The organism is Pseudoalteromonas sp. Z9A5 (assembly GCF_011378875.1).
Lineage (GTDB): Bacteria > Pseudomonadota > Gammaproteobacteria > Enterobacterales > Alteromonadaceae > Pseudoalteromonas.
Genome location: NZ_WTLC01000067.1, coordinates 1 through 14,159 on the forward strand (window position 1 = coordinate 1; position 14,159 = coordinate 14,159).

The 14,159-nt window shown below is 38.1% G+C and carries 13 protein-coding genes; 4 read left to right on the plus strand and 9 right to left on the minus strand.

Going from position 1 to position 14,159, the window contains the following annotated elements; all coding sequences use genetic code 11:
• Positions 1 to 1,021: 1,021 nt before the first annotated feature.
• From recG to asnC, 3 genes are read right to left on the minus strand one after another with little or no spacing between them, the layout of a single operon-like run.
• Complete coding sequence (recG, locus tag GQR56_RS20355; RefSeq protein WP_166115048.1) at positions 1,022 to 3,103, minus strand: ATP-dependent DNA helicase RecG; 2,082 nt, start codon at positions 3,101 to 3,103, stop codon at positions 1,022 to 1,024.
• Between the two features lie 58 nt (positions 3,104 to 3,161).
• On the minus strand, positions 3,162 to 3,848 hold the full coding sequence (gene trmH, locus GQR56_RS20360; protein ID WP_024611817.1) for a tRNA (guanosine(18)-2'-O)-methyltransferase TrmH: 687 nt from the start codon (positions 3,846 to 3,848) through the stop codon (positions 3,162 to 3,164).
• 41 nt (positions 3,849 to 3,889) lie between these two features.
• Positions 3,890 to 4,348, minus strand: coding sequence for a transcriptional regulator AsnC (gene asnC / locus GQR56_RS20365; RefSeq protein ID WP_166115051.1), 459 nt, complete (start codon positions 4,346 to 4,348; stop codon positions 3,890 to 3,892).
• Between the two features lie 196 nt (positions 4,349 to 4,544).
• Between asnC and asnA the strand changes: the two genes are divergently transcribed.
• Complete coding sequence (gene asnA, locus GQR56_RS20370; RefSeq protein ID WP_166115054.1) at positions 4,545 to 5,540, plus strand: aspartate--ammonia ligase; 996 nt, start codon at positions 4,545 to 4,547, stop codon at positions 5,538 to 5,540.
• Positions 5,541 to 5,585: 45 nt separating this feature from the next.
• Here asnA and GQR56_RS20375 read toward each other — a convergent pair whose 3' ends face one another.
• From GQR56_RS20375 to GQR56_RS20400, 6 genes are all read right to left on the minus strand, one after another.
• Positions 5,586 to 7,190 carry a FapA family protein gene (locus GQR56_RS20375; RefSeq protein WP_166115057.1) on the minus strand — a complete coding sequence of 535 codons (1,605 nt, stop codon included), beginning with the start codon at positions 7,188 to 7,190 and terminating at the stop codon, positions 5,586 to 5,588.
• A gap of 159 nt (positions 7,191 to 7,349) precedes the next feature.
• On the minus strand, positions 7,350 to 7,742 hold the full coding sequence (locus tag GQR56_RS20380) for a RidA family protein (protein ID WP_024611813.1): 393 nt from the start codon (positions 7,740 to 7,742) through the stop codon (positions 7,350 to 7,352).
• 12 nt (positions 7,743 to 7,754) lie between these two features.
• On the minus strand, positions 7,755 to 9,860 hold the full coding sequence (spoT, locus tag GQR56_RS20385) for a bifunctional GTP diphosphokinase/guanosine-3',5'-bis pyrophosphate 3'-pyrophosphohydrolase (protein ID WP_024611812.1): 2,106 nt from the start codon (positions 9,858 to 9,860) through the stop codon (positions 7,755 to 7,757).
• A 123-nt stretch (positions 9,861 to 9,983) separates the two neighbouring features.
• Complete coding sequence (gene rpoZ, locus GQR56_RS20390; RefSeq protein ID WP_024611811.1) at positions 9,984 to 10,259, minus strand: DNA-directed RNA polymerase subunit omega; 276 nt, start codon at positions 10,257 to 10,259, stop codon at positions 9,984 to 9,986.
• A gap of 124 nt (positions 10,260 to 10,383) precedes the next feature.
• Positions 10,384 to 11,004 (minus strand): guanylate kinase, encoded by a 621-nt coding sequence (gmk, locus tag GQR56_RS20395; RefSeq protein ID WP_166115060.1) that lies wholly within the window; start codon positions 11,002 to 11,004, stop codon positions 10,384 to 10,386.
• Between the two features lie 116 nt (positions 11,005 to 11,120).
• Positions 11,121 to 11,981: a YicC/YloC family endoribonuclease gene (locus GQR56_RS20400; RefSeq protein ID WP_166115063.1), complete on the minus strand. Its 861-nt coding sequence runs from the start codon at positions 11,979 to 11,981 to the stop codon at positions 11,121 to 11,123.
• Between the two features lie 179 nt (positions 11,982 to 12,160).
• Here GQR56_RS20400 and rph point away from each other — a divergent pair, with 179 nt between their 5' ends.
• Genes rph through GQR56_RS20415 form a run of 3 tightly spaced genes read left to right on the plus strand, consistent with a single transcriptional unit; the run spans position 12,161 to position 13,974 of the window.
• A complete protein-coding gene (gene rph, locus GQR56_RS20405; RefSeq protein WP_002958890.1) occupies positions 12,161 to 12,874 on the plus strand; it encodes a ribonuclease PH in 714 nt (237 codons plus the stop codon).
• An 18-nt stretch (positions 12,875 to 12,892) separates the two neighbouring features.
• Positions 12,893 to 13,537: an orotate phosphoribosyltransferase gene (pyrE, locus tag GQR56_RS20410; protein ID WP_166115067.1), complete on the plus strand. Its 645-nt coding sequence runs from the start codon at positions 12,893 to 12,895 to the stop codon at positions 13,535 to 13,537.
• A 56-nt stretch (positions 13,538 to 13,593) separates the two neighbouring features.
• Complete coding sequence (locus tag GQR56_RS20415; protein ID WP_002958892.1) at positions 13,594 to 13,974, plus strand: diacylglycerol kinase; 381 nt, start codon at positions 13,594 to 13,596, stop codon at positions 13,972 to 13,974.
• Positions 13,975 to 14,159: the final 185 nt, after the last annotated feature.

A 14,159-nucleotide genomic window follows, 5' to 3' on the forward strand; every position in this document is an offset into this window, starting at 1 on the left:
ACCAGGCTTCAAATTGTAGAAAGCCCGAATCTAACGATTCGGGCTTTTTTACGTCTGCAGAAAAGTGAAGTGTGTGCGAATAATGCACAACTCGCACCCTACACTCCCATTAATATCCCTTATTTCATTCGATTACAGCTCATGACCCACTTTAAAGAAGCTCACCAGTCTCAGCAATAGCGCGATAATAAGCAGCTTGAGAGAATGATAGTGGTGTATTTACACTGTGGCTCTCCACCGCTGTGGGCACTGAAGCATTCTACTGCATATGCGTAGCGCACCGACTTCACATTGTAGAAAGCCCGAATCTAACGGCTCGGGCTTTTTTACGTCTGCAGAAAAGTGAGGTTTGGGTGAATAACGTATAGCTCACGTCATGGACTCCTATTCATAGCCATTACATTCCCTATTTAATAAACAATGTTGTTACATCTCCTTCTCACACTTACTTTATTGGGTTTTATTCTTGTGAATAAGGTGCAGTTTATTAAGATTATATTTTTGAATTGCAAAGTCGTATCGTACATAAGGCGACTGCCTTACAAGTTCGGTCAGTTTTCAGCGCTGTGCTTACTATAATTGAAATGAGCGCCTGTGAATTGATTTATCCTCTAAGCCTAATAACCGTAATTTTAGGTAATTAGAGACCCATTTGTTAGCACCACTTCGGGTAATATTGTTTATGCTATTACCTTCATAAAATAATGATATGAAAGCAATCACATTCGTTTACGTGTATTTTTCGGAGAGGCTTAATATTTGCTGTAATAGCTGTAAATCCATAATTAATTGAAGGGTTATTTTATGTGGTATCTATTAGAACAGATGTTTAAGTGAGCTGATATTACATGGCAATTTCGACATGCTTTTATAGAAAGAGCTTTAACTGTGGTGATATCTATCTTTGATGAGAATAAAAAGATAGATAATACATATGTAAAAATAATCTTGCGTAGTTATAAGTGAAATGCGAATAATTAAAATTGCAGGGCTATTATAGATAGCAAATAGTCCGTTGAAGTTATGCTTGTGCGTAGTTTGACTTATTACCTAGCCATCTATGAATTAAGGGATCTACATGTTGAGGGTATTGCTTTAACATTTGCTGCGCGATAGGTCTTACTTGATTAAGTGTTTGTTTGTCGCGTGTTAAATCCGCAATTTTAAATTCCGCTAAACCAGTTTGTTTTGTACCAAGAACTTCGCCTGGTCCGCGTATTTCTAAATCACGCTCAGCTATAACAAAACCATCGTTACTATCTCTTAGTACTCCTAGTCGTTTTTGAGCTGTATGAGATAATGGGGCGTGGTATAAAAGTACGCAATGGGATGCTATAACGCCACGACCGACTCGACCGCGTAGCTGGTGTAATTGTGCTAAACCTAGGCGCTCAGGGTTTTCTATAATAATTAAACTCGCATTAGGAACATCCACTCCAACCTCGATAACAGTTGTTGCTACTAATACATGTATATTTCCGGCTTTGAACTCACTCATTATTGCTTGTTTTTCAGCTGACTTCATTCGTCCATGGACTAACCCTACGTTGAGCTCGGGTAATGCTTCTTTTAATTGCAGCGCGCTGTCTTCAGCTGCCTGGCATTGAAGTACTTCAGATTCATCAATAAGTGTACATACCCAATAAACTTGACGACCTTGTTCGTGGCACGCTAATTTAACGCGAGCTATAATGTCGTCTCTGCGTGTATCAGGAAGTGCAACAGTTGTTATTGGTGTACGACCTGGCGGTAATTCATCTATTACAGAGGTTTCTAAGTCAGCATAAGCTGTCATTGCGAGTGTGCGAGGTATAGGTGTTGCTGTCATAACCAATTGGTGAGGGTAACAATTCTCAAATTTACCTTTTTCGCGTAGTGATAGGCGTTGGTGAACACCAAAGCGATGTTGCTCATCAATAATTATAAGTACCAAGTTATTAAACTTTACTTCATCTTGAAATAAAGCGTGAGTACCTACAATCATTTGCGCCTCCCCAGAGGATATTTTTTCAAGCGTTGCTACGCGTTCTTTACCTTTTGTCTTACCGCCAAGCCAAGCAACTGTGATACCTAATTGATTAAACCACGTTGTAAAATTAACTCCATGTTGCTCTGATAATATTTCAGTCGGTGCCATCAAGGCAACTTGAAAGCCTTGAGCAATGGCTGTTAATGCGCTAAGTGCAGCGACAAGTGTTTTACCTGAGCCAACATCACCTTGTACTAAACGCATCATTGGATAAGCATGTTGCATATCACCTTTAATTTCTGCTACTACGCGACTTTGTGCGTTTGTTGGTGCAAAAGGGAGTTGTTCTAAAAATTGGCTTTCTAATATGTTTATTGGATTTAGAGCTACCGCTTTGACTTGCTGCCCTTGTTCTCGCACTTTTAATAAACTGAGGTTTTGTGCAAGCAACTCTTCAAATACTAAGCGTTGCTGAGCAGGGTGAGTTCCTTGCTCTAGTGCTGTTACATCAATATTATTTGGTGGACGATGAAGTAATAATAACGCATCGCTTAACGCCATGTTTGATGGCTGCCATTTCGTAGGGAGTAATTCTTCTACTGAATATTTGTTTAGTAAATCAATTGCCTGTTCGCTTAAAGCTCTAATCGATAGTTGTTTTAAGCCTTCAGTTGTTGAATAAACAGGCGTTAATGTTGTGGCGATAGGTTGTTCGTTAATAGTATCGCTGATGCTATATTCAGGATGGCTCATTTCAAGACCAACGCGTCCGCGACGAACCTCGCCGAAACAGCGTATAATTTTGCCTGCACTGAGCGCATTTTTTTGTGCTGCGGTAAAATTAAAAAATCTAAGCGTAAGCCTACCTGTTCCATCGTTTATTTGGCATACAAGCATTCGCCTTTTGCCAAAAGTGATTTGGCTTGTTTCAACTGTAGCCTCTACGCTAACGTGGCTATGAATGGCTAACTCGTTTATTGCATATAAGCGAGTGCGATCTTCGTATCGAAGTGGTAAATGAAAGAGCATATCTTGTACAGTAATAATACCTAGCTTTAATAGGCGTTCGGCCATTTTTGGACCGACTCCTTTAAGTTCTGTTATAGGGTATTGGCTTAAGCTAGGTTTAGACAAAATAGACTCAATTTTTAATTATTTAGTGGATTAAGTGTACTTACAGAGTGTAAGTGCATCAAGTGTGTTTTAAAGCTTGCCAAAATTGTTCATCAGCAACAATTTCGCCGTTTTCATCAAGTGCAGGATAAGGTAATTTTTTTTGTTTACACTGCCTTGCAATAATAGGGTGGCAACCTTCAAAATAAAGTGGGTGCTTAACTTCTGCACTAAGCATATCCCTATTATATAAACCAGCAAGTTCACGTTGACGTTGTGCTTCAAATAATATTAGTGCAGCAGCCACCGAAACATTCAGTGATTGCACCATACCTTGCATAGGAATAATAATATTTTGATCGGCATATTCTAAGGCTTTTTCTGATATCCCCGTTTTTTCTTGTCCAACAATAATTGCAGTAGGTTTGGTGTAATCTACTTCTCTAAAATCAACCGCATCTTCTGAAAGGTGAGTCGCTAGGATTTGTATTTCGGGATTGCGCTCACGCATTGCCATAACCGCGTCATCTATATTTCTATGTAGATGAGTCTCTAGCCAGTTTTTACTGCCACCTGACGTATTATTAGTTAGCCATTTTTGTTTTTCTGGCCATACAGCATGTACGTGGTGGCAGCCAACGGCATCTGCACTTCGAACGATTGCAGATAAATTATGGTGTTTATGCACGTCTTCTAAGCATACTGTTAGGTCTGTTTGACGACGTGAAAGTACGTCTTCGATTCTTTGATAGCGAGTTTGCTGCATGATGATCCTCTTTTTTAGGTAATTATACGAGATTTTTACTATTAAGGCATTACCGTACGGCTAATTGGATTTTGTAGTGATATAAGTGTTTCTGTTGATTGAATAGCTTCAATTGCCTGTATTTTATTAATGAGAACATCTTGTAGGTGGTCAATTGACTTTGCCATTACTTTAATAAAAATACTGTAGTTGCCAGTTGTGTAATAAGCTTCGACAACTTCTTCAAGTGCTTCTAGTTTTATTAATGTTTGTGGATAGTCGCGTGCGTTATTTAAGTTAATACCTATAAAACAACATACATCATAACCTAATTGCTTTGTGCTAATAGTGAGTTGTGTGCCGGTTATGATCCCTGCCTGTTTCATTTTTTCTATACGAACATGAATTGTACCTGCGCTTACGTTGAATCTTTTCGCGAGTTCTGCATAAGGTGTACGTGCATTTGCCATTAATGCATGCAATATCTGTTTATCGAGATTATCGATTTGATAATTTTCCATTATTTTTCGTTTGTAAAATTATTGAATGTAGGGTTTTTATACCATTAAATTGATTGTTTTTGTATGTTAAAGCTATTTTTGTTGTGGGATATTGAGTTAATGCTGTAAATCGTTACATTAACCTCATTAAGGCGCCTTGTTGAGTGTCTTTTATCAATTAAGCAAGTAACAATAACTGGGAATGAGGCCAATTATTATGAGTTCACACTATGTGCAGCAACAGCAGCAAATAAGTAAAGTTAAGCAATTTTTTTCACAGCAACTAGAAACCCAGCTTGGACTCATTGAGGTTCAAGCCCCAATTTTGGCTAAAGTGGGCGACGGCACGCAAGATAACTTAAGCGGGCATGAAAATGCAGTTGCTGTAAAGGTAAAAGCTATAGCAGATAGTCAATATGAAGTAGTGCACTCATTGGCTAAATGGAAACGTAAAACACTAGCAACTTATGGCTTTTCGGCTGGTGAAGGTATTTATACTCAAATGAAAGCGCTACGTCCCGATGAAGATACATTAAGCCCTATTCATTCTGTTTATGTTGATCAGTGGGATTGGGAAAAAGTAATTAGCGAAAGTACTGAGCGTTCGCTGACTACATTAAAGCAAACCGTTCAATCTATTTATAAAGGAATTAAAGAAACAGAAGCCTTCGTAAGTGAATCTTATGGTTTAACTTCATTTTTACCTGCCGATATTAAATTTGTACACAGTGAAGAGTTACGCAAAATGTATCCTGACTTTAATGCTAAGCAACGTGAAAAGGCAATAACACAAGAGTATGGCGCTGTATTTTTAATTGGGATTGGTGGTGCATTAGGTGATGGCAAAATCCATGATGTAAGAGCGCCAGATTATGATGATTGGTCTACACCTACGTGCGATCAATATATGGGATTAAATGGCGATATTTTAGTGTGGAACCCAGTGCTCGAAGATGCCTTTGAAATATCTTCGATGGGTATACGTGTAAGCCCTGATGTTTTAAAAGCACAATTAAGTATTACAGGCGATGAAGAACGATTAGAGCTTGATTGGCATAAAGCTTTATTACAAAGTAAATTCCCACAAACAATTGGCGGCGGTATAGGTCAGTCACGATTAGCTATGTTACTGCTTCAAAAGCAACATATTGGGCAGGTACAAGTAGGTGTATGGTCAAGTCAGACTTACGACACCGTGAGTGGTTTATTGTAGATTTTACTAAGCCTTAATAGAGTGCTCTGTGAAGCACTCTATTAATTAGTGCGTTTTAAATTCAACCTCAATTTTATTGTTTATAAGCTTTACGTTACATGGAGGGTAATTACGGGTTGTTTTAAGAGCTTTGTCAAAAATATGAATTTCGACTCCAGAGTGCAAAACTGTATTCACGGCTAGATTAGTATCACTAAGTAAGTCGTGCAGATCGTGATCTAGATTTGAAAGGCGTTTCTCTAATTGCTCAGCTTGTTGGCAATAATGTAATTGGGTCGCACCAATTTTTGTGATTAATAGACTCTTTTTTTCAGTATCTTTTACTTGATCTGTTTTTTCTAACGCTATTTGAAGAGTATCTAGTTGTTGATCTGTTTTTGCTAAATCTTTAAAGCAATTATCTGTATTTGCTGTTATTTCTGCGCCTGAGGCAGCTAAGTTTATTACCATTTTAGCACCAGACTCATTACCAATTTCGCCTGCAATAAGCGTCGTTGCATCTAGTATTTCACCACCAAATATTTTACCTTTAGGTAAATCTGTTTGTCCAACTTGTAGTAACCGCTTTGCTTTCATTATGCAGTGGCTTGTTTGGCGTTCAATAAATATATTACACGCTTCTATGTAGCAATATTGTGAATGAGAGATGTGAACATCACCAGCACATATTAGTTTACAAGAGAGTGACTTATCATCTTTTTGATGACCAATAATACCTTGTTTTACCGTTATATTGCCGCCAGCAGTAAGGTCACCAGATTCTACAGTGCCAAAAATAGTAATATCGCCTTTAGCAGTTACTTTCATCCCTGGGTCTATATTACGAGTAACAATAACGCTACCTTCAAAATCTATATGACCACTTTTTACGCTCACATCTGATATTGTAAAAATGTCATCTACTCGCATACCATTATTTATCTCAACCGGTACTCCAGAAATAGTAGACACTAGCTCCATTGGATTGAGTTTAGATATTTCAGTGCCTTCACCCGCAACGAGTTGTTTATTATCACCTGGCTTGGCTGGTAATATGTCTCCTACAACAGTAAAACCTTCTTTTCCTGGGGTTGCTGGCTGTTGACGTATGAGCACAGCACCAGGCTCTACACTTGCGAGCTTGCCAAAATCTCGCATATCAACACTACCATCTTCTTTTAATTGAGGAGCCTTTAGACGGTCTTTAAGCGTTTTTACTGTTGCTATGAGCTTAGTGGCTAAACCATCACTCGGTAAACGGCCTTTAGCAATAACACCTTTTACTACACTACCTGCAGCGGCTTCGAGTTGTTTATCGAGGATTTGTTCTAAAAATGCTTGCTTATAGCCACGGACTATTCCTGCTTTGACTAGCTGTTTTTTAGCATCTTCTAAGTTCAGTATTTTACCACCTTGTGCAACGGTAAGCTCACCAGTAGCAAGCATTTTGTCGTCGCTAATAGTTACGCTTAATGTAGCGTTATGCTTATTGGCAACAACTAAAACAGACTTACTACTTCCACTTTTAAAAAAGTCATTAATAGCATTATGATCTATTTTGCAATTACAGAAGGTCGACTTTTCGAGGGCTTCAAGCACAAATGCAGCACTTGGAGGGGCGTGTTTACTTACATCAAGTAAAACATTTCCATTATTGGCAAGCTTAAACACTAGTTAATCCTTTTCTACTACTTAAGTTAAATTTTTATTAACAGCACAATTATAGAGTGCTAGAAATTTACTTTTGAGTCAAGAAATCAAGAAAAACAAAATGATATATAAAGTAGGGGAAGTATGAGCTATAGCGCAGGTCTATAGCTCATAAACACATTAGTTAGTTGAAGGTAATTCCATAATGCCATCAATCTCAACTTGCACGCCTTTAGGTAATGCACGAACACCAATCGCAGCGCGTGCTGGATATGGTTGCTTAAAGTACTGGCTCATTACTTCGTTAACAACAGCAAAGTTAGATAAATCAGTAAGATAAATATTAACTTTGACTAGGTCATGTATTTGACCGCCAGCTTCTTCACACACTGCAGCTATATTTTTAAATACTTGGTGTGTTTGTTCGCCAAAGTCTTCTGAAATAACTTCCATTGTTTCAGGAACTAATGGAATTTGACCTGATAAATAAACAGCAGTACCTACTTTAACTGCTTGGCTGTATGTGCCAATAGCTGCAGGTGCTTTGTCGGTAGAGATAAATGCTTTATTCATGTTTTTCCTATTTTATTTTTTACGATAGACTTTTTGCACATCAGGCATAACACGAATTTTACGCATAATGTTAGCAACATGGACACGGTTTTTAACGGTGACTCCTAGATCTATCACGTATAAATTACTTTCTTTTTCATCGGTAGCTATTTCCACAATGTTGGCTTGGGTTGTAGCAACAACATTAGTTAATTTGGCTAGAGCACCTTGATGATTAATTATTTCAACTCTAAGAGCTGCAATATATTCTTTCTCTGGGTTATCGTCCCATTTTACAACTAAGTATTTAGAACGCTCATTTTCCCAACCTCGAATGTTTTTACATTCTTGCCTGTGAACAGTTAAGCCTTTGCCTTGGCTTATATGTGCGGTTATTGCATCCCCAGGTACTGGGCGACAACATTTAGAGTAATTAACTAACATGCCTTCGGTTCCAATAATGGTCGCTTTGGCTTGGTTTGTCATATCGGTTAAGTCGTCACTATCGTTTTGCAGCAAACGTTTAGCAATTAGCATACTCATTAAATTACCAGAACCAATTTCAACTAATAGCTCAAGTAATGTAGAAAGCTCATGTTCTTCGAGTACTCTTACTATATTTTCATCAGGGATATTATCAAATTTATTTTCGCCAAGTGCTGAATCCAGTAAGCGTCTGCCTAATAACATTGCTTCTTCGTGATGCTGGCTTTTAAGGTAGTTACGAATCCCTAATCGTGCTTTGCCTGTCACAATAAAGTTAAGCCAAGTAGCATTAGGGTGAGCTCCTGAGCTAGTTATTACTTCTATTGTTTGACCGGTATCAAGTGCTTTACTTAAAGGATAAGGCTTGCGGTTTACTCTTGCTCCAACACAGGTGTTACCTACATCAGTATGTACAGCGTAAGCAAAATCGACAGCAGTAGCACCCATTGGTAATTCTACAATACGACCATCTGGCGTAAATACGTAAATTTCTTCTGGGAATAATTCGGTTTTTACGTTCTCAATAAACTCAAAAGACGAACCAGCACTTTGCTGTAGTTCTAGTAAACTTTGCATCCATTGTCGAGCGCGTTGCTGAGATGTATTACCTGCACCGTCACCTGATTTTTTATACATCCAATGCGCTGCGACACCTTTATCTGCCATATGATCCATATCGTGAGTACGAATTTGAATTTCAACAGGTATACCGTGTGGACCAACTAAAGAAGTATGAAGTGACTGGTAACCATTTGTTTTTGGTACTGCTATATAGTCTTTAAAACGTGTTTCAATTGGTTTATAAAGGCTATGTGCAACGCCAAGTACGCGATAGCAAGTATCCATAGATTCAACGGCTATTCTAAAAGCATAAATGTCCATTACTTCGTTAAATAACAGCTCTTTATTTAGCATTTTTTTATAAATGCTATAAATATGTTTTTCACGACCAGATACAGTTGCATTTATACCTGATTCTTTAAGACGAGCTTCTATTTCATTTTGAATATTAGAAATAACTTCTTTACGATTACCACGAGCTTTAGCCACTTCTGATTTAAGTGCACGATGACGCATAGGGTATAAAGCTTGAAAACCCAAGTCTTCAAGCTCATTTTTAATATCGTGAATACCCAAACGGTTTGCAATTGGCGCGTATATTTCTAATGTTTCTCGAGCAATACGACGGCGTTTATCGGGACGTAATGCTCCCAATGTACGCATATTATGAGTTCGGTCAGCGAGTTTGATTAAAATAACCCTAATATCTTGGGTCATTGCCATAATCATTTTTCGATAGTTTTCAGCTTGGAATTCTTTTTTATCTTTAAAGCTAAGCTTATCGAGTTTACTTACACCCTCAACTAGTTCTGCAACCGTTTCCCCAAAAATTTCTGCTAAATCTTGTTGGCTAAAGTCAGTATCTTCAATTACGTCATGCATTAATGCAGCCATGAGTGTTTCATGATCGAGATGCATACCAGCAAGAATTTGGGTTACTTCAACAGGATGAGTAATGTAAGGTTCGCCACTTGAGCGCGTTTGACCCTCGTGAGCCTCTCGGGCTACCACGTAAGATTTTTGTACTAACTCTACTTCAGCAGCAGGCAAGTATTCTGAAATTTTCTTTTTAAGACCTTCAAAAAGATACATTTACACTCCAATGTTCTAGTGAAGTAAATTAGGTAAGTTACGAATATACGATGAATAGAGGATATTGCCAACGACTATAGTAGAAATACTGCGCCGTTGGCTAAAATCAAACCGGGAGGTTGATTATTGATTGCCGCCAACGATGGCAGCAACAGCAGCTAATTCAGCCGCTTCTTGATGTTGTTGTTCTTCACGGTCAATTAAGTCCATTGATGAACTATCAACTAAACCTAATTCAATTTCACGTAAAGCAACTACTGTTGGTTTATCGTTTTCAGGGTCTACTAGTGGAGTTTTACCACCAACAGCAAGTTGGCGGGCACGACGAGCCGCAACTAAAATTAAGTCAAAACGATTACCAACTGCATCTACTGCATCTTCAACTGTTACGCGGGCCATCTCAGCACTCCAAAATAATTTAAAAGCAAAGACGTAGTTTACTGCAAGCAGCAAGTTTCGCCAATAGCTAGTGGTCAATTTTTATTAGTTTTACAAGCCTAAAGCTAATTTAAATAAGTCTAAACTATTTAAGGAGGCTATTTAGTAAATCTTGATGGCGAAGAGTTTGCGCTTTTAATGTTAAACGCTGTGCCATAACAATCGTTTCTATGTCTGCAAGTGCTGTATCAAAATCATCATTCACAATAACAAAGTCATATTCATTGTAATGTGATGTTTCTGATTGTGCTTTTGCCATACGAGAAGCAATAACTTCAGCAGAGTCCTGACCTCGGTTATTTAATCGTTGTTCAAGTTCTGCTTTAGAGGGAGGCAGAATAAAAATAGTTTGAACGCTTGGCATAATTTTACGTACTTGTTGCGCACCTTGCCAATCAATATCTAAAAACACATCTATACCAGCATTAAGTTGTGACTCAATCGCTTGCTTTGATGTGCCATAGTAATTATCAAATACTTGAGCCCATTCAAAAAAATCATCTTGAGAAATAAGCGTCTTAAATTCATCAGTTGACGAAAAATGATAATGCACGCCATGATTCTCACCAGGGCGAGGAGAGCGAGTGGTATGTGATACTGATACTTTCATATCTGCATGTTTTTTTAATAACGCATTAATTAAGCTTGATTTACCTGCGCCTGATGGTGCCGACAAAATAAATAGATTTCCGCGAGTTTGTGCCATATTTATCTCTACCTAAAAATAAACAGGCTTGAGTTACAAATAACTCAAGCCTTCAATAACTACATTGTACTTTATTTCGCTAATTATGCTCAAGTGAGCTACAACAGCGTTATGTGTTATTCAATGTTTTGAATTTGCTCACGCATTTGTTCAATCAACACTTTTAGCTCGACAGCGGCAGTCGTAATATCACTATTAATAGACTTAGATGCTAGCGTGTTTGCTTCACGATTAAATTCTTGCATCATAAAATCTAAACGGCGACCACATGCGCCCCCTTTTTTAAGGATTTTTTTAGTTTCTTTAACGTGAGACTTTAAGCGATCTAATTCTTCAGCCACGTCTTGTTTTTGCGCAAGATAAATGAGCTCTTGTTCAAGGCGTGACTCGTCAATATTAGCTGTTAAGTCTTCTAGTTTTTGAGCCAGTTTTTCACGCTGCCATTTAGCAATCTCTGGCATGTGCGTTTCTACAATTTCTACTTGCTCTAAAATCGCATCAAGGCGGATTGCTATCATTTCTTCAAGGTTTGCACCTTCATCGCCACGTGCTGATTTAAAATCTTCTATTACTTGATCAAGACCAACAATTAGCGCTGTATTAACGCTATCCATATCAAGTTCTTCAGCTTCCATAACACCAGGCCAGCGTAATATATCAACAGGGTTGATATCACCGTTACTTTGTTGTTGAACCCACTTAGCACTATTTATAAGTTGCTCAGCAAGCGCTTGGTTAATCGATAATTCACCAACATGAGCAGGGTTTGCTACAAATTTTAAAAAAACCTCAACTTTACCGCGTTGTAAGTGTTTGCGTAAACGCTCACGAATAACTGGCTCCATGCCACGAAATTGCTCTGGTGCGCGAATAAATGTTTCAAGGTAACGCTGGTTCACTGAACGAACTTCCCAAGTGCCAGTACCCCAATCGCCTTTTATTTCGCGACGCGCATAAGCTGTCATACTGTGGATCATGGATATTTTCCTAAATTTATAAATACAATATTACGATGATTATACCGTAACACTGCTTAAGCTCTAGGGAAAATTTAATACACTGAATATTTTGCATACAGCTATTTATTTAAATCAGCATAGTATCTATACCCACATACACTTATAATGTCGCAAATTCTGAATTAAGGGGATCGTCAATGCGTCCAAGCGAAAGAACACCTAACCAAATTAGACCTGTTACATTTACACGTAATTATACTTTGCATGCTGAAGGTTCAGTACTTGTTGAGTTTGGTAACACCAAAGTACTTTGTACAGCTACTGTTGAATCGGGCGTACCTCGTTTCATGAAAGGTCAGGGTAAAGGTTGGATCAATGCTGAATACGGTATGTTACCGCGAGCAACGCATACGCGTAATGCTCGAGAAGCTGCACGTGGTAAGCAGGGCGGTCGTACTATGGAAATTCAACGCTTAATTGCACGTGCACTTCGTGCTGCTGTTGATTTAAAAGCACTTGGCGAAAACACAATCACCATTGACTGTGATGTAATTCAAGCTGATGGTGGTACGCGTACTGCTTCTATAAGTGGTGCATGTGTTGCACTTGTTGATGCGCTAACGCATATGCGTGCCAAAGGTATGATTAATTCAAACCCACTTAAGCATATGATTGCGGCTATTTCAGTAGGTATATATAAAGGTCAAGCAATTAGCGATTTAGAATATATTGAAGATTCAGCAGCAGAGACTGATATGAACGTAATTTTAACCGAAACAGGTAAAATTATTGAAATTCAAGGTACAGCCGAAGGCGAACCTTTCTCGTTTGATGAGCTAGATGAGTTACTTACTTTAGCTAAACATTCTATTCGTGAAATCATTGACGTACAAAAGCAAGCATTAGCATAAATAGGTAGGCCACTAGATATGAAAGATTATCAAAAAGAGTTTATAGAATTTGCCCTAGAGAAGCAGGTATTAAAATTTGGTGAGTTTACTTTAAAGTCAGGGCGAATAAGTCCGTACTTTTTTAATGCAGGTTTATTTAATACAGGCCGTGATTTAGCGCGTTTAGGTCGATTTTATGCTGCTGCATTAGAAGACTCAGCGATAGAGTATGATGTATTATTTGGTCCTGCATATAAAGGTATCCCAATAGCGACAACAACAGCTGTTGCATTAGCTGATCATTATAATAAAGATGTACCGTACTGTTTTAATCGTAAAGAGAAAAAAGCACACGGTGAAGGTGGAACATTAGTTGGTTCAGAGCTCAATGGCAAAATAATGCTAGTTGATGATGTAATAACCGCAGGTACTGCTATTCGTGAATCAATGGAAATCATTGCCGAAAATGGTGCGGACCTTAGCGGTGTTTTGATCGCATTAGATCGCCAAGAAAAAGGTAAGGCCGAGTTATCAGCTATTCAAGAAGTTGAACGCGACTTTGGTACTAAAGTAATATCAATCGTAAAATTAGCTGATCTTATTAGTTACCTTGAAAATCAAGGGACGATGGACAAGCATTTAGCCTCAGTTAAAGCTTACCGTGATCAATACGGTGTAGCATAAATAAAAAGCCTCGCAGTGCGGGGCTTTATTTTGACCTTCATTTGTAGAGTTTATTAATGAAAGATGTATTAAAACCAAATGGCTTAGGCCTCAAGCGTGTTTTCAAAGCAACCTATTGTTCCTACCTTGGCTTTAAAGCAGCATTTAAAGAAGAAGCCGCGTTTAGACAAGAGCTATTATTAAGCCTTATATTATTTCCCATTTCATTTTGGCTTGCTTCATCATTATTACATTGGGCGATATTGATCAGCTCACTGCTTATAATACTAATAGTTGAATTATTAAATTCTGCAATAGAAGCACTAACAGATCGGGTAAGTACAGAATTACATGTATTATCAGGTAGAGCTAAAGATATGGGATCTGCAGCTGTAACACTTTCACTAACGATCGTATTGATCATTTGGGGTGTAAGCCTTTATATGAAGATCGTTTAGCTCTACTTTAAATATAAAAAGAGTTAAAGTGCCTTTAGTTGTTAATAATTTGCTGGTTATGTTGTGTTTTTGGCGTGTTTAGCTTAAATACTCACCGAACAGTATGTTATTTCAAGTTTTCTTCAAAAAAGGGTTGATCTGTTTTCGGATCTCCCTATAATGCGACCCCACTGAGACGGGAAACG

Coding starts and splice junctions, on each gene's coding strand:
- trmH (WP_024611817.1), bottom strand. CDS start 3,848: ATGCAGCAAACTCGCTATCAAAGAATCGAAGACGTACTTTCACGTCGT.
- asnC (WP_166115051.1), bottom strand. CDS start 4,348: ATGGAAAATTATCAAATCGATAATCTCGATAAACAGATATTGCATGCA.
- asnA (WP_166115054.1), top strand. CDS start 4,545: ATGAGTTCACACTATGTGCAGCAACAGCAGCAAATAAGTAAAGTTAAG.
- GQR56_RS20380 (WP_024611813.1), bottom strand. CDS start 7,742: ATGAATAAAGCATTTATCTCTACCGACAAAGCACCTGCAGCTATTGGC.
- spoT (WP_024611812.1), bottom strand. CDS start 9,860: ATGTATCTTTTTGAAGGTCTTAAAAAGAAAATTTCAGAATACTTGCCT.
- rpoZ (WP_024611811.1), bottom strand. CDS start 10,259: ATGGCCCGCGTAACAGTTGAAGATGCAGTAGATGCAGTTGGTAATCGT.
- gmk (WP_166115060.1), bottom strand. CDS start 11,004: ATGGCACAAACTCGCGGAAATCTATTTATTTTGTCGGCACCATCAGGC.
- GQR56_RS20400 (WP_166115063.1), bottom strand. CDS start 11,981: ATGATCCACAGTATGACAGCTTATGCGCGTCGCGAAATAAAAGGCGAT.
- rph (WP_002958890.1), top strand. CDS start 12,161: ATGCGTCCAAGCGAAAGAACACCTAACCAAATTAGACCTGTTACATTT.
- pyrE (WP_166115067.1), top strand. CDS start 12,893: ATGAAAGATTATCAAAAAGAGTTTATAGAATTTGCCCTAGAGAAGCAG.
- GQR56_RS20415 (WP_002958892.1), top strand. CDS start 13,594: ATGAAAGATGTATTAAAACCAAATGGCTTAGGCCTCAAGCGTGTTTTC.